Annotated in this window: 15 protein-coding genes; 3 read left to right on the top strand and 12 right to left on the bottom strand. The window is 66.8% G+C overall.

The features are described 5' to 3' along the window. Positions 1–843 carry a DUF1684 domain-containing protein gene (locus tag ACQCS0_RS03800; RefSeq protein WP_354154712.1) on the bottom strand — a complete coding sequence of 281 codons (843 nt, stop codon included), beginning with the start codon at positions 841–843 and terminating at the stop codon, positions 1–3. A gap of 144 nt (positions 844–987) precedes the next feature. Between ACQCS0_RS03800 and ACQCS0_RS03805 the strand changes: the two genes are divergently transcribed. Both ACQCS0_RS03805 and ppc read left to right on the top strand, forming a co-directional pair. Further along, positions 988–1,668 carry an NAD(P)-binding domain-containing protein gene (locus ACQCS0_RS03805; RefSeq protein WP_354154711.1) on the top strand — a complete coding sequence of 227 codons (681 nt, stop codon included), beginning with the start codon at positions 988–990 and terminating at the stop codon, positions 1,666–1,668. Positions 1,669–1,819: 151 nt separating this feature from the next. Beyond that, a complete protein-coding gene (ppc, locus tag ACQCS0_RS03810; RefSeq protein WP_354154710.1) occupies positions 1,820–4,642 on the top strand; it encodes a phosphoenolpyruvate carboxylase in 2,823 nt (940 codons plus the stop codon). A gap of 14 nt (positions 4,643–4,656) precedes the next feature. Here the strand turns inward: ppc and ACQCS0_RS03815 are convergent, their stop codons facing one another. The 3 genes from ACQCS0_RS03815 to ACQCS0_RS03825 are packed head-to-tail and all read right to left on the bottom strand — an operon-like array spanning position 4,657 to position 7,733. Continuing rightward, positions 4,657–5,400 (bottom strand): ABC transporter ATP-binding protein, encoded by a 744-nt coding sequence (locus tag ACQCS0_RS03815; RefSeq protein WP_354154709.1) that lies wholly within the window; start codon positions 5,398–5,400, stop codon positions 4,657–4,659. After that, positions 5,393–6,577: an iron ABC transporter permease gene (locus ACQCS0_RS03820; protein WP_354154708.1), complete on the bottom strand. Its 1,185-nt coding sequence runs from the start codon at positions 6,575–6,577 to the stop codon at positions 5,393–5,395. The genes ACQCS0_RS03815 and ACQCS0_RS03820 overlap by 8 nt, the downstream gene beginning before the upstream one ends. After that, the gene (locus tag ACQCS0_RS03825) at positions 6,567–7,733 is read right to left on the bottom strand and encodes an ABC transporter substrate-binding protein (RefSeq protein ID WP_354154707.1); all 1,167 of its coding nucleotides are present in this window, start codon (positions 7,731–7,733) and stop codon (positions 6,567–6,569) included. Before ACQCS0_RS03825 ends, ACQCS0_RS03820 begins: the two co-directional genes overlap by 11 nt. 152 nt (positions 7,734–7,885) lie before the next feature. On the opposite strand from ACQCS0_RS03825, the gene ACQCS0_RS03830 reads away from it, so the two are divergent. Next, positions 7,886–8,659, top strand: a complete 774-nt coding sequence (locus ACQCS0_RS03830) for a DUF6390 family protein (RefSeq protein WP_354154706.1) — start codon at positions 7,886–7,888, stop codon at positions 8,657–8,659. A 49-nt stretch (positions 8,660–8,708) separates the two neighbouring features. On the opposite strand, the gene ACQCS0_RS03835 is transcribed toward ACQCS0_RS03830, so the two are convergent. The 8 genes from ACQCS0_RS03835 to ACQCS0_RS03870 are packed head-to-tail and all read right to left on the bottom strand — an operon-like array spanning position 8,709 to position 15,187. After that, the gene (locus tag ACQCS0_RS03835) at positions 8,709–8,972 is read right to left on the bottom strand and encodes a HypC/HybG/HupF family hydrogenase formation chaperone (protein ID WP_354154705.1); all 264 of its coding nucleotides are present in this window, start codon (positions 8,970–8,972) and stop codon (positions 8,709–8,711) included. An 18-nt stretch (positions 8,973–8,990) separates the two neighbouring features. After that, entirely contained in the window at positions 8,991–9,476 is a 486-nt protein-coding gene (locus tag ACQCS0_RS03840; protein ID WP_354154704.1) for a hydrogenase maturation protease, read from the bottom strand. Positions 9,477–9,483: 7 nt separating this feature from the next. Next, entirely contained in the window at positions 9,484–9,603 is a 120-nt protein-coding gene (locus ACQCS0_RS03845; protein ID WP_426939181.1) for a DUF6893 family small protein, read from the bottom strand. After that, the gene (locus tag ACQCS0_RS03850) at positions 9,600–11,075 is read right to left on the bottom strand and encodes a hypothetical protein (protein WP_354154703.1); all 1,476 of its coding nucleotides are present in this window, start codon (positions 11,073–11,075) and stop codon (positions 9,600–9,602) included. Before ACQCS0_RS03850 ends, ACQCS0_RS03845 begins: the two co-directional genes overlap by 4 nt. Next, positions 11,072–11,785 carry a DUF6084 family protein gene (locus ACQCS0_RS03855; protein WP_354154702.1) on the bottom strand — a complete coding sequence of 238 codons (714 nt, stop codon included), beginning with the start codon at positions 11,783–11,785 and terminating at the stop codon, positions 11,072–11,074. Before ACQCS0_RS03855 ends, ACQCS0_RS03850 begins: the two co-directional genes overlap by 4 nt. Beyond that, on the bottom strand, positions 11,782–12,453 hold the full coding sequence (locus tag ACQCS0_RS03860) for a DUF5947 family protein (RefSeq protein WP_354154701.1): 672 nt from the start codon (positions 12,451–12,453) through the stop codon (positions 11,782–11,784). Before ACQCS0_RS03860 ends, ACQCS0_RS03855 begins: the two co-directional genes overlap by 4 nt. Before the next feature lies 1 nt (position 12,454). Then, a complete protein-coding gene (locus ACQCS0_RS03865) occupies positions 12,455–13,387 on the bottom strand; it encodes a NifU family protein (RefSeq protein WP_354154700.1) in 933 nt (310 codons plus the stop codon). Between the two features lie 6 nt (positions 13,388–13,393). After that, on the bottom strand, positions 13,394–15,187 hold the full coding sequence (locus ACQCS0_RS03870) for a nickel-dependent hydrogenase large subunit (RefSeq protein ID WP_354154699.1): 1,794 nt from the start codon (positions 15,185–15,187) through the stop codon (positions 13,394–13,396). Positions 15,188–15,202: the final 15 nt, after the last annotated feature.

Below are 15,202 nucleotides of genomic sequence, written 5' to 3' on the forward strand. Positions count from 1 at the left end.
TCAATCAGCGAGGAGAAGCAGCTTTTCGCCGGCTTCGATCCTCGCATCCAGGCTGTTGCCTTTCACGGGCATGGGGCAGGTGCCGTACGGGGTGAAGGCGCTGGGGTAGTTGATGGCGCGGTTGAAGTCCAGAACCACAGTGGCCTTCCCTGACGCGTCAACCCGGGGCCGGGGGGTCGAGACTTTGCGCCATTCATCCGTTGATTCGCCGTTGGTTTCGTCATGGAACGTGATGGTCAGCGCCCCCAGTTGTTCCTCCTCGGCGTGCAGCCGGTACTCATGCTCAATCCCCGGTAGCCGGAAAACCACCTCACCCACCGAATAATGCACCCCGTCCACCAGCGGATTGGCGGTTCCGATCGGGATCGCCACAGGCTCGGGATACGCCTCGTAGGCTGCCTCGATCACCAGAGCCGGGTTGTAATCGAAGGTGGGAACGCCGTCGAACTCCGTCAGCACCGGCGACCCGGAATCGTGGGTCCGGATGGCGTACCGGTCCGCGCGCATGGCGAGTTCCACTACTACCTGCTGCCCGTCCGCACCGCCGAACTGCACCCACATCAAGGATTCCTCGTTGGTGAGGGAGGCCGTAATGGTCCCGTCCACGGGCTCGCTGGTTTCCGCCAGCGTCAGGCCGTGGTGCGCAGCAGCGGTGAGCGTCGCCGTCGTGCCGTCCGTTGACCAGAGGCCGGGGACCAGGTCGACGGCGGCGGGCCGGGATTCCAGCCACTGGAAGGAGGTGAGGGTCAGCCAGCCGTGGCGGGTGGCGAGGGCTTTGTTCCGGTTGGCGCGGAAACGCTGCCAGCGTTCCAGCTGCGCGGCGGCGTTGGCGGTGGTATTCATGATTCCTCCAAAAGGCGTCTGCATACAGTTCATTCCACCACGGCCGCGCTGCTGACGTGGCTCTTGTTCTGCCGGTAGCGGAGAGTAACGTCGAAAGCGGCGGAGTATCGTTCCAGAACTCCCACGGCGGAACTTGGAGGAACTATGAAAATCGCGGTCCTGGGTACGGGTTTTGCAGGCCGGACCCTGGCGGGCGCGCTGTCCGCGCTGGGACACGACGTGGTGGTGGGAACCCGCGACCCGGGCAAGACTCTTGCCCGCAGTGCGCCGGACGCCATGGGCACGCCACCCTTCAGCGAGTGGCACGTAGCCAACCAGCACATAGCACTGGAAACGTTCGCGGAGGCAGCAGCCGGGGCGGAACTGTTAGTCAATGCAACGAACGGCGCGGGTGCGCTCAGTGCCCTCGGTGCGGCGGGGTCGGCCAACGTGTCGGGGAAAGTGGTGGTGGACGTTTCCAACCCGCTCGACTTCTCCCAGGGCATGCCGCCGGTCCTGAACCCGGTCAACACGGACAGTAACGCCGAACGGATCCAGCACGCGTTCCCGGAGGCACGGGTGGTCAAAACCCTCAACACCATGAACGCCGGGCTGATGGTTGACCCCGGGCGGCTGGGCGGCGGGGACCACTCGGTGTTTGTCTCCGGCGACGACGCAGACGCCAAGAACACCGTGACGGCCCTGCTCCGGGAGCTGGGCCACCGCGATATTATTGACCTCGGAGACATCACCACCGCTCGTGGGACGGAGATGATGCTCCCGGTGTGGTTGCGCCTGTGGTCGGCGCTGGGGACTCCGGATTTCAATTTCAAGATCGTCCGCTGAGGTCCATTCCGGCAGGGCGGAGACCGGTGCAATATCTGAGACGGATTCCGCCTTCGCCATCCCGTGCAGGTAGCATCGATAGCTAGTAACGTGGCTCACAGTATCCAGCGCAGTGTACGAGCCAAGTCCGAACCCTCGAAAGACAGTTTCCATGGCTAACACTGCAATGAATTCCGCAACCGACCTCGCCTCTGAACTGAGGGCCGATGTCCGGCGCGTCTCCACTCTCCTTGGCGAATCCCTGGTCCGCCAGCACGGGCCCGAACTCCTGGATCTGGTGGAGCAGGTGCGCCTCCTCACCAAGGAATCCAAGGAAGCCGCCCGTGGCGGTGCCGATGCTACCGGCCCCTGGAGTGCGCACGACGTCGTCGAGCAGGTCCGCGAACTGCTCGGCTCCCTGCCGATCGAGCAAGCCACGGACCTGGTGCGTGCGTTCGCGTTCTACTTCCACCTTGCCAACGCGGCCGAGCAGGTCCACCGGGTCCGCGGCCTGCGGACGCGGCAGGAGAAGGACGGGTGGCTGGCCAAGGCCGTCACCGAAATCGCCGCGAAGGCGGGGCCCGAAGTCCTTCAGGAAGTGGTCAACGGGCTGGACGTCCGCCCCATCTTCACCGCCCACCCCACCGAGGCTTCGCGCCGTTCCGTGCTGGACAAGATCCGCAGGCTCTCCGATGTCCTGGCCGAGCCCACGAGGGAAGGCACCACCGCGCGCCGCCGGCAGGACCGCCAGCTTTCGGAAGTCATCGACCAGATGTGGCAGACCGACGAACTGCGCCAGGTCCGCCCCACCCCGGTGGACGAGGCCCGCAACGCGATCTACTACCTCGGCGGCATCCTGACCGACGCCATGCCCGAGATGCTCTCGGACTTCGCGGAACTGCTCGGTGAGCACGGCGTCAGCCTTTCGTCCCAGGACGCACCCATCCGGTTTGGGTCCTGGATCGGCGGCGACAGGGACGGCAACCCCAACGTCACGGCGGCGGTCACCAGGGACATCCTGCAGATCCAGAACCAGCACGCCGTCCGCATCAGCATCGCGATGATGGACGAGCTGATCTCCATCCTGTCCAACTCCACCGCCTTGTCCGGCGCGGACCAGTCCCTGCTGGACTCCATCGACGCGGACCTGAAAAAGCTGCCGGGCCTGGACCGGCGCGTCCTGGAGCTCAACGCCCAGGAGCCTTACCGCCTCAAACTCACGTGCATCAAGGCCAAGCTCATCAATACGGGCAAACGGGTTGCCGCGGACTCCACCCACGAGCACGGCCGTGACTACATGTCCACAGAGGAACTCCTCAACGACCTCGAACTGCTGGAGCTGTCCCTCCGCAATCACTCGGCGTCGCTCGTTGCCGATGGCGCGCTGGCCCGGGTCCGCCGCGCCGTCGCCTCCTTCGGCCTGCACCTGGCCACCCTGGACATCCGAGAGCACGCCGACCACCATCATGACGCCGTTGGCCAGCTGATGGACCGGCTGGGCGGCCCCGGCATCCGCTATGCGGAACTGAGCCGCGTTGAACGCTTTGAGGTTCTCGGTTCGGAGCTGGCGTCACGCCGGCCGTTGTCCGGCCACCCGATTAAGCTCGACGGCGTTGCTGACGGCACGTACGACGTCTTCCGCGAGGTCCGCCGCGCTCTGCGCACATATGGCCCGGACGTCATCGAGACCTACATTATTTCCATGACCCGCGGCGCGGACGACGTCCTGGCCGCGGCTGTCCTGGCCCGCGAGGCAGGCCTGATCAACCTGTTCGGCGAATCTCCCTACGCCAGGATCGGGTTCGCGCCCCTGCTGGAGACCGTGGAGGAACTGCGAGCCTCGGCGGAGATCGTGGACCAGCTGCTGTCCGTTCCGTCGTACCGAGACCTGGTCCGGCTGCGCGGCGACGTCCAGGAAATCATGCTGGGTTACTCGGATTCGAATAAGGAATCCGGCGTGATGACCAGCCAGTGGGAGATCCACAAGACCCAGCGGAACCTGCGCGACGTGGCGGCCAAGCATGGCGTCCGTGTCCGGTTGTTCCACGGTCGCGGCGGGTCCGTGGGCCGCGGCGGGGGACCCACCTATGACGCAATCATGGCCCAGCCCAACGGCGTGCTCGAAGGCGAGATCAAGTTCACCGAACAGGGCGAGGTCATCTCGGACAAGTACTCGCTGCCGGAGCTGGCCCGGGAAAACCTGGAGCTGTCCCTCGCGGCGGTACTCCAGGGCTCGGCCCTGCACCGGGACCCGCGCACCTCGGATGACCAGCGCGAACGGTACGGGCACGTTATGGAGATTATCTCCGACGGCGCCTTCGACCGGTACCGGAAGCTGATTGACCACCCGGACCTGCCCGCGTACTTCCTGGCCTCCACCCCGGTGGAGCAACTCGGCTCGCTGAATATCGGCTCCCGTCCGTCCAAGCGCCCGGATTCCGGGGCAGGGCTTGGCGGACTGCGCGCCATTCCGTGGGTGTTCGGCTGGACGCAGTCCCGGCAGATCGTGCCGGGCTGGTTCGGTGTCGGCTCGGGCCTGAAGGCTGCCCGCGAGGCCGGAAACTCCGCCCAGCTGGTGGAGATGATGCAAAACTGGCACTTCTTCCGGTCCGTTGTCTCCAACGTTGAGATGACGCTGGCCAAAACGGACCTGGACATCGCCGGGTACTACGTGGCCACCCTGGTTCCCAAGGAATTGCACCACATTTTCGCGGCCATCCGTGAAGAGTTCGAACTCACGGTTACCGAGATCCAGAACCTGACCGGTGAGAATGTACTCCTGGACGCGCAGCCGACGCTCAAGCGTTCGCTTGAGATCCGTGACCAGTACCTGGACCCCATCAGCTACCTGCAGGTGGAACTGCTCCGCCGTGTGCGGGCTGCCCAGGGCGCCGAAGACGAGAGCATCAGCGGTGCCGAGATCGACGAACGTCTCCAACGGGCCATGCTGATCACCGTTAACGGGGTAGCGGCCGGCCTGCGCAACACCGGCTAACCGCAAACGCTCTCTCACTGGCCGCCGTAGTGCACCGCTACGGTCCGGCGGGTGTTGCGGCCGTCGACGTAGGCCATGGTGCTGACGCCCACGCCGTACAGGGCCGTGAGTTCCTTCTCGCTCAGGAGCTCCAGGGCATCACCGGTACGGGGACCGCCGGCCGTGAGCAGGACGGCCCGGTCCGCGAGGTACAGGGCGTGGTCCGGGTGGTGCGTGCTGAGGAGTACTGCCATGCCGTCGGTCATCAGTTCGCGCAGGAGCCGCAGGACGCGGACCTGGTTTTTCAAGTCCAGGCCGGTGGCGGGCTCGTCCAGCACCAGGACGGGGCAGCCGGCGGCGATGGCGCGGGCGATCAGGACCAGCTGCTGCTCGCCGCCGCTCAGGGTGGGGAAGAACCTGCTGCGGAGGCCGGCTATACCCACCCTGTCCATGGCCTCCAGGGAAACACTCCGGTCCGCCGCGCCGGGCGAGCGGAAGAGCCCGATCTGCCGGGCACGTCCCATCAGCACCATATCCAGGGCCCGGTAGGCGAAGGTACTGCCATGGGCCTGCGGGACATAGCCTGCCCTGGCCGCCCGCGTGACGCTGCCCTCGACTGGGTTCAGCAGGCCGGCGGCGCAGCGCACCAGCGTGGTCTTTCCGCTGCCGTTGGGACCGAGGACGGCGGTGGCGGTTCCCGGCAGGACCTGGAAGCTGACGTCCCGGAAGACCCAGTCCGTCCGGCCGTATCCGAAGCCCACGCCGTTGAGCTCAAGCACTTTCCCAGATCCTGTCCCGGTTCCGGCGCAGCAGGACAAAAAACACGGGCGCGCCGATCAGCGCCGTCAGCACACCGAGCGGGATCTCACCCGCGGTGGCGGTGCGTGCCACGCTGTCCACGAGCATGATGTATGCGCCGCCCAGGAGGAAGGACACCGGCAGCAGGACCCGATGGTCCGGGCCCACCCACATCCTGGCCAGGTGCGGGACCACCAGGCCCACCCAGCTGACTGCGCCGCTGACGGCCACCGCCCCCGCCACAATCAGTGCCACCGAAACCAGTACCACCCAGCGCAGCGGCCGGGGCCGGATCCCCAGCGCGGTGGCGTCGTCGTCGCCCAGCGAGAGCACGTTGATGCGCCACCGCAGGGCCAGGAGCACCAGCGCGCCCCCGACGACGGGAATGAGCGCCACCGCCACCTTGCCGAACGTGGCCGTGGCGACGCTACCCAGGAGCCAGAACACAATGGCCGGCAGGGTGGTGTTGGGATCCGCGATGTAGGTGACCAGGGCTACCAGCGCGGAGAAGAACGATCCCGTGACCACGCCGCCCAGCACAATCATGAGTAGGGGAGTCCCGCCGCGCCCCGACGTGATGAGGAACAGCATGGCCAGCGCGATCAGTCCGAATGCGAAGGAACTGGTGATCAGCGCGAACGTCCCCAGCCCCAGAAGTATCGCCAGCGCGCCGCCGAAGGATGCGCCCGCGGACACCCCGATGATATCCGGGCTGACCAGCGGATTGTGGAAGATGGCCTGCAGCGCGGCGCCGCCGATCGCCAGGCCGCCGCCCACCAGCAGCGCCAGCAGCACGCGGGGGAGCCTGACAAGGAGCACCACATTCTGCTCCGTGGCGGTGGCCTCGGAGGGGATCGGGACGGCCTGCCCCACTAGTATCTGCACCACGTGCCAGAGCGGAACGTTGTAGCGGCCCACAGCCAGGGCCACCAAAGTGACGGCAACCAGGAAGATGGTGCTGATGGCGATGGGTTTCAGGGCCGATGGGACTGGCCGCCCGTCACGCGCAGCGTCCCCATCCCCCTCACCGCCACCGGCCCGCTCATTGTTCCGGCCGGCGTCGTAGGCGTCCCCTGCGGCGCCGGTGTCCAGCTCCGGGCCACCGGGCGCACGGGCGCGGCTGGCGTCAAGCCGTTCGTCGCTGGCGTCATGCAGCATTGAACTGCCGGTAGTGGTCAGAACCAGCGTTGGCTGCGGTCCACAGGACCTTGTCCAGCTCCGCCGCCGTGGGCTTGTGGCTGTACAGGAAATCGAAGTACTCGGTGACCTTGTTCCGGAGGAGGGAGCGCTGTTGGGGGAACGCGATGTCGCTGAGCCAGTGCCACATCAGAGGTGACTCCTGCCCCGGCGGATCCCACCGGTACCCGCCCAGCGGCACCTTGTACACACGCCGGTTCTTGACCGCGGACACGGTCTGCCACACGGGGTCTGAGTAAAGATCCCGGGGCATGGCGGCGTCGAAATTTCCCAGCAGGATGATCTCAGGATCCCACCGCAGGACCTGCTCCACGTCCAGTCCCACCATCCCCGAGCCCTGCAGCGGATCGTCCCCGGTGGCGGGATTCGTGCCGCCCACCAGCTTGATGTAGAAATCGTTGTAGCTATTGGCCGCGGCCACCTTCAGGCCGCCGGTGAACCGGTTGAAGTACAGGATGCTGGGCCGCGCGGAGTTCCGGCCCGCCGCGATCTTCTTGATGGCAGCGAGTTCCATGTCGCTGCGGGTCTTGATATCCACGGCTCGTTCGGGCTTCCCCAGCATCGTGGCGAACATGGCCATCCACGCGTCCACGTCCTCCTGCTTGCCGGTGTTGGTCAGCCCGATGACGTTCAGACCGGCTTTTTCCAGCGGGTCGATCAGCTGGGCGTCGGACCACTGGATCACCACGTCCGGGTCCAGGGCCCGCACACTCTCCACATTGGCCGTGAAGTCCTGGGTGGCGATCTCGTGCGGCAGGTCCAGTGCCTTGGGAAAGATCGTGCCCATGATGCCGTCGCGCATGGCCACCCAGGAGGCGTTGTGCATGGCGGCGAGGTGGTCCGCCGTACGGTCCACCGCTACCAGCAGCGACGCCGCCGGCATGGGGATGGTCACCACCCGCGTCACCGGCCGGGAAAACGTAAGGGTTTTGCCGCGCTGATCGGTGACGCTGATCGCGCCACTGCCACCGCCACTGCCGCTGTTCCCCATGTTCGTTGCAGGGCCCGACGACGGCGGGGAACCGGGGGTGCCCGCGCATCCGGCCAGCAGGGCTGCAGAGCCTCCCGCCACCAGAAGTTGAAGGGCGGCGCGGCGGTTCAGGTCAGTGGTTGCCATGGTGCGTTACCCCTGCTTTCGGTCCGACAGCCGCCGCACAAGGTCGGAGGCTGTTAACGGTCATATTATGGTGCCCCGGTTGCTAACGCGCCCTTGTCCGGGACCGGCTGCGGTGCTACGTTCGAAAGACCCTCGGAGAAGGTGGCCACGCGATGGTTATCGACGGCGCCCAGATGTTTGTGCGGTATGCCTACCCGCCCAATTCGCGAGGCAGCTGCGGGCCTCCGGACAGTGACGCCCTGCTCCACTACGGCCAGTCCGGGGTCACCGACCAAGGCTTGCGGGAGCTCGCGAAGGGTTTTGCCGGCGCCTTTCCCTACTTGGAACTGATTGCCGGTGCCCACGGCATCCCGGACCCGCTCGACGCCCGCGTTGTGGAGGCTTACTGGGTGGGAAACAATCTGCTGGACACCGTGGGCATCAGCACCATGGGCAACTCGATGGAAGACCGGTTCCGCGCACGCACCGGTTGGCAGTTTCCGCACCTCGTGGAAGGCGTCCTGGCTGGCGGCGTCCCGCACCACAGCTTCCACGTCTTGGAGATCTATCCCTGGCTGGGCCTGCTGCGTGATGACCGCCGGTATGCCACTGCGCTGAACGTCCTGGACCGCTGCCGGATCCGGTGGGGCGAGGTCCTGGCCATCACGGGCGACGAAGCCGTGGTGAAGTCGCGTCCCCTGACCTGGGACGGAATGACCCTGGCCGTCGGCGAGCCTGTTGTGGAGACCGCCAAGTATGCCGTGAACGGAACCGGCTTCATTGCCGGACTCGTGGCGGGCGATGTGGTCTCGCTCCACTGGGACTGGGTCTGTGACCGGCTGACACCCCGCCAGCTGCAGCAGCTGAAGCTCTTCACCGGCAGGCACCTCAAGATCGCCAACACCGGAGTGGAGCATCGCGGCGCAGCCATCGCCCTCGAACGATAAATCGCACTGGAATGCTGAAGAGGCGAACGCTGGACGCCGTCCCATCCGCCTATCCGCCTTGGCTGACGTCGCCGGGTTGCCGTGGCTGGCCCATGAGTTCCAGGCCGCTCATGGCCCGTTCGGCGCCTGCATCATCCACCCGTTCAAGCGCAAAGCCCATGTGGATCAGGACCCAGCTGCCTGGGGGCAGCGGTCCGTCATCCAGGAGCCCGATGTTGATCTTGCGCTGCACTCCGGCCACGTCCACCAGGGCGAGCTGGTTGCCGTAGCCATCGATGGGGCCGATGACCTGGCCGGGGATTCCGAGGCACATGGTTGGTCCGCCTTAGGTCTATTTGGAGGTGTGCTGGCTGAGGAGCTTAACGACGGCGGCCATCGCCGCCGGGATGGCCGCAGACACGGGCGGGGTCAGTCCGATGCCATCGGTGACGTCGGCCGGAACGCAGCCCACCACATAGGTCACGGGGGCCTTGCCGCCCAGCGATCGGAGCCTGCCCAGGACGGCGGCAGGGTCCATGCCATGCGGGTCCAGCGTGGCGCCGGCGTCGAGATCTTCGCTGCGGATCCGGAGCACACGGAGGCTGCCGGGGGCTTTGTTGTGTTCGGTCCCGCGCTCCGGCGGCACGGCATCCACAAGCACCAGCATGTCCACTCCGGCCAGGAGATCGTAGGCCAGGTGCATGCCGCGGATGCCGTAGTCGGCTACCTCGACGCCGGGCGGCAGGTCCCCTTCCGAGGCCAACCGGCGGGCGACTTCCGGGCCGAAGCCGTCGTCGCGCAGGAACATGTTGCCCACGCCTGCCACCAGCACAGTCATACCGGGCTCACATCCGCCGTGCCTTCAGGTAGCGCTGGACGTCGGGGACCGAGCGGATCCCCACGTAGACGGCGCCGAGTGCCAACGCCGCCAGAAACGCTACGGTGGCCATTCCTATGATTCTCATGGCGGGCTTTCCTTTCCATCCTGCCCCAGGGGTTCGAGCTCTTCCGGTGAGTAGTAGAAGGACCGGCCGTAGCCCTCGTGGAGGTCTGCGGCGGGGTCCTGCTCGAGGACCAGGCCCACGTGGGTGCTGCCGTCAACATCGAAGTGCACGTTGGTAACGCGGCCCGTTTGCCCGGCGAAGAACAGGTCCTGTGCGTCGGCCCGCCGGCTCGGATTCACCCGGACCCGGCTGCCCCTGGCCACCGGAACCCCGTTGATCAGGACCGCATCCAAATGCGGCTGGACCAGGGCTTCGGCCTCGGGTGTCCACCATGCGGCGTCCGCACCGCTGCGTCCGGGTATGGGTTCCCGGCTGTCCAGGGCGACGTCCAAGGCAGCGACATCCAGGGCACCACTGTCCAGAGCGCCATCCATTGCAGCCCCGTCCAGGGCATGCGGACTGCGCAGGATGCCGTGCAGCTGCTGCAGTTCCGCCGGGGACATGGCCTCGCACCGGTCGATGATGGCCGCCGCCCGCGGATCCGTGGCCCGGGCTTCGGCTTTCTCCTCCTCGGTGAGGGTCAGCACCCGCAGGGTGAGGATCTCGTCGATTTCGGTGGCGTCGTACAGCGCCACCGAGCTTTCGGGCGCGACGGCGGGGTGGTCGTAGAGGATGATCGGGGATACCAGCAGCACATCCGACTGCCTTTCCGGACCGGCCAGGACGGGCCAGCACCGGTGCTGTTCGCAGGCGGCCGCGGCGGCCTGCGCGCTCGGCGGTGGCTCAAGCAGGGAGACAAAATCACCGTCCTGGAGGCTCAGGAGCAGGTGCGTGCCAATGAAGGATTCCGCGATGGCATGCTGTCTTGTCCAGCCATCCGCCGCGCCTGACGCAGGGGCCGCTGCCGCCGTCATCGCCGCCACGTTGGCAACCCCGACGCGCATCCTGACCAGCGGTCCGCCGGCTGGCGAAGCTGCCAGCCTCACCTCGCCCTGAAGCGGACGACGACGGCGGACCAGCCGCCCGGTCAGCCGCCCCGAGGCGTCACGGAGTTCCTCGGTGTCCTCCCCGCCGGGGACCTCAACGGGCAGGACTGTCTTCTGCCCGCTGAACCCGGCCACGGCGAACGGTCCCAGCGTGACCTCCCGCTCCACTGCCTCGTCCCAGCTCAGCCAGCGGGCGGCACCGACCGTAAGCTCATCCACCGCCGTGAACCCGCCGTCGTCGTCCAATTTCTCGGCGGTCCGGCTCTGCAGCTGCAGGAAGCGCACGTGGATTTCGATGGCGGCCTGCGGACCGGGGGTGAGCAGGCAGTCCGCGAACATGTCCGGCTCTTCGCCGGTGCCGGCTGCGGCGGCGCCAGGCGGGCCGAGGATGCCGAACTGCCAGCGGGCCTGGTTCTTCTGCGAGGACGCACGGTACGGGTAGAGCAGGTAGCCCTCGTAGAGGACGGCATCGGCCACGGCGCGGGCCAGGCTCAGGCTCATGTTCATGGCCGACCGTCTCCTGACAGTCCCGCGGCGGCTGACGCCGCCGGAGCTACCGCTGCGGGTGACAATACTGCCGCGGACACCGCCGTGGCGTCCGCCAGCAGGCTCTCCAGGGTGGCGTCCCATGAGGTGAGGCCGCGGGCCGCCTTGTAGTGCGCCAGTGCGGTGAGCACGTCCCGGTCCAGGCGGAGCCAGCCGGTGTTGGGGAAGTACTGGTCCATGAGCCGGCGCCAGGCGTCCACGGGTAGCCGGTAGGAGGCTTCGAGGTCCCAGGGCACCTGTTCCACGCCGAAGCCAGCCTCGCCCCGGGTGAAGACCGTGCCGGAGAACAGCAGTTCCAGCGGGACCAGCCCGTCCCGCAGGGACTGCAGGTACTTGGCCGCGGAGACGTCGAAGTCAAAGGTGCAGGGTAGCGGCAGCCGCACCTCAGTTTCCCCGGTGAAGCCCTGGACCATGGTGCTGCACTGCAGCCAGAGGAAGGACTTCAGTGTGGTGGGCCACCGGCCGCGCTCGCCGAAGAGGTCCAGCAGGCCGGCCTCTTCCGCCGGCGTGTAGCCGCGGCGCTGGGGCAGGATCCGGACCTGGCAGCGCAGGGCGATGGCGTGCACAGCGGCTCCGGTGGACTCGGTCACCCGCAGCGTCGCGGTGAGCTGGGGTGCGGCCGCGTACGGCTCCGGCAGGATGTCCAGGACCTCGAATGCCAGCGCAATCACTGTGGGCCTCCGGAGGCTGATTCCCGGGTGGCTTCATGGACCGGCTTGCTGCGGCGGCTGACTTTTTCGAAGAAAGCGGTGAGCTGGTCGCGGGCCTCCTGGCCGCCGTCGAACCCCCGCCACAGGCGCCGCAGGTGTCCCACCAGCTCGTAGCAGGCGTCCACGGGGACCAGGTGGCAATCGGCCTGGGGATGGTCCCCGCCGGGGCCCCGGATCAGGAGCGCCTCGGTGTCCGGGGCCGCTATGGACAGGGCAGGATTCCGCGCCATCACGGCATCCCACGCGTCCAGGGGCAGCTCGGATTCGGTGGCGCCGGCAGGGCCCGGATAGAACGCAACCGTCCGCTCCATTCTGGAACTGCGGAAGAAGAATGCCAGTCCCACGGGTATCTCCAGCTCGTCCCACTGGCCCAGGCCCAGCTCGAAATCGGGGAAGGACAGGTACCGGTCCGGCACCGACCGGTACCGCAGGTGGGCGGTGCTGTCCGTGAAGAGCAGGTAGCACGGCCGGCACGTGCACATCATGGCGTGGCTGTCCAGGTCCACCACGTGCTGGTGTTCGGCAGCGATGGGCTCCCCGCACATTTCGCAGCGCTCGCCGGCGGGCGCTGCCGGTCTCGCGGCGGCGATCCGGCGGAGCAGTGCAACGGGCAGGCCGGGCGCCTCCATGTCAGCCGCGCTTTCCGGCCGCGACCGGCACAGCCACGGACATCACGCCGCTGCGCACGAGCAGGGGGAGCGGGTCCAGGTGCAGGCTGCGGTCTTCAAGGCAGGAGCCTGCCTGGCGGACGTCGAAGTGTGCTCGGCAGGTGGGGCAGCGGAGCAGGCCGCCGCCGGTAGGGGCGGCCAGGGCGCGCTGCAGGGCGGCGCCGGCCATGGACCCGTCGCAGCGCGGGCAGCGGTCCCGGTAGGCGTAGACGTCCTGCCCGGTCCGGCAGGCCAGGAGCGCATAGCCGCCCACCTGGAACCCGGCCACGTTGCCGGGTTCCAGATCGGCGACGCCGGGGACAGGCTCCCAGGACCCTTCCGGCAGGTCGGTACTGTTCAGCCGGACGAGCAGGGATTCCAAAGGGATGAAGGCCGGGGTGGCGGCGTGCTTTTCCGCCTCCACCACTTCGATGGCTGTGACCTCCGGGGCTGCCGTTTCAATCGCCTCTTCGACGGCGAACTTCAACGTAACGGACGACGACGGGCAGCCCTGGCAGGTGCCCAGCAGCTTCAACCGCACGACGCCCTCCGGGCTGATATCCAACAGTTCCACGTCCCCGCCATGGGAGCCCAGGTACGGCCGGACGCTGTCCAGGGCGCCGGCCACCCTCGTCTCCATCGACTCGGGATGCAGGCCGTGGATGATCAGCAGGCCGGACACCAGTTCGTCGGAGGCGAGCGCTGCCAGCGTCCCGCCGTCGAGTTTTCCCTGCTCATCCAGGATTTCCAGCATGCGTTCCAGTCCCGAGCCGTACATGTCGGTGACCTGCCGGACCAGGTCTTCGGCGCGGCCGCGGGCCACCGCCCCGCCGGCGCCGAGGGCGTCGAGGAGCGTGCCGATCCGTTCTCCGGGATGCAGTTCGCTGGTCTGCACCGGCCGGTCCGCGCCGGGCATGGCAGGTTACTCGCCGGTCAGGGTCTGCGTGGGCGAGTGCAACATGTCCAGGGTCTGGCCGTTGCCCAGGTACATGTGGACCCCGCACGGCAGGCACGGGTCGAAGCTGCGGACGGTCCGCATGATGTCGATCCCCTTGAAGTGCTCGCGGTCGTTCTCCTCGAAGATCGGCTGGCCCTGCACCGCGTCCTCGTAGGGTCCGGAAATCCCGGCCGAGTCCGTGGGGCTGGCGTTCCAGGGAGTGGGCGGATACGGATGATAGTTGGCGATCTTGCCGTCCCGGATCACCATGTGGTGCGACAGGACACCGCGGACCGCTTCGGTGAAGCCACAGCTGATGGCCTCGTCCGGAACAGTAAAGCTCTCCCAGGTCTTGGTCCGGCCGGCCCGGATTTCCTCCAGCGCCTTCTCGGCGAAGTGCAGCGCCGCCGCGGCCGCGTAGGCCTGGAAGTAGGTGCGGGCCCTGTTGCGTTCCAGCGTGTTGCTCCACTGCGGGATGTTCCATTCGAAGGAAACGGGACCCTTCAGGGCAGTCTTGGGGAGGTTGATCTGCACGCTGCTGCCGGTTGCCTTGATATAGCCGATGTCCACCAGCCCGGCCAGCGCCGTGGCCCAGAGCCGCGCCAGAGGTCCGCCGCCGGTGTCCAGTGCCAGGTTGTCCTGGCCGTCGAACCAGCGCGGGGACATGACCCAGCTGTACTTCTCTTTGAGGTCCCTCTTCTGTGGCCTGGGGTTGGTGTGCTGGTTCCAGGGGTGGCGGCGGTCCACCGGGTTGCCCAGGGGATCGTGGGTCACGAACATCTCCTGGTCTTCCCAGTCGTCGTAGTAGGAGGAGCCCAGCATGATCCGGATGCCCAGGTTGATCCGCACCAGGTCGGTGGTGACGAGCTTGCCGTCCACCACCACGCCCGGGGTGACGAACATCTTCCGGCCCCATTCGGTCATGTCCTTGTACTCGAAGTTGCAGTAGTCAGGGTCCTGGAGGGAGCCCCAGCAGCCCAGCAGTGTCCGGCGCAGGCCCACCTGCTCGTAGCCCGGCAGTGCCTCGTAGAAGAAATCAAAAAGATCGTCATGCATTGGCACGACCTTCTTCATGAATTCCACGTACCGCATAAGCCGGGTGATGTAGTCCGTCATGAGCTGGATGGTGGCCACGGTCCCCACTCCGCCGGGGTAGAGCGTGGACGGGTGCACGTGGCGGCCTTCCATCAGGCAGAACATCTCGCGCGTGGACCGGCTGACCTGCAAAGCCTCGCGGTAGAACTCCCCGGTGAACGGATTCAGCGAGCGCATGATGTCCGCGATGGTCCGGTAGCCGTGGTCCCCCTCGTGCGGGGCCCGCGTATTTTCTGCCTTTGCCAAGACGCCGGGGTTTGTCTCGGAGACCATCTTTTCGCAGTAGTCCACGCCGACCAGGTTTTCCTGGAAGATGTTGTGATCGAACATGTATTCGGCGGCCTCGCCCAGGTTGACGATCCACTCACCAAGGTTCGGCGGCTTCACACCGTAGGCCATGTTCTGCGCGTAGCAGGAACAGGTGGCGTGGTTGTCGCCGCAGATCCCGCAAATGCGGCTGGTGATGAAGTGGGCATCCCGAGGGTCCTTGCCCTTCATGAAGATGGAATAGCCGCGGAAGATCGAGGACGTGCTCTTGCACTCCACCACCTGGTTGTTCGCGAAATCGATCTTGGTGTAGATGCCCAGGCTGCCCACAATCCTGGTGATGGGATCCCAGGCCATCTCCACAAGGTTGCTGTTGTCCGTCCCGCTCCCGGACGGCATAGGAATCGTTGAGGTCATGTTCTTCACCTGTCT

It is taken from the genome of Pseudarthrobacter sp. S6, from assembly GCF_050156575.1.
Taxonomy (GTDB): domain Bacteria; phylum Actinomycetota; class Actinomycetes; order Actinomycetales; family Micrococcaceae; genus Arthrobacter.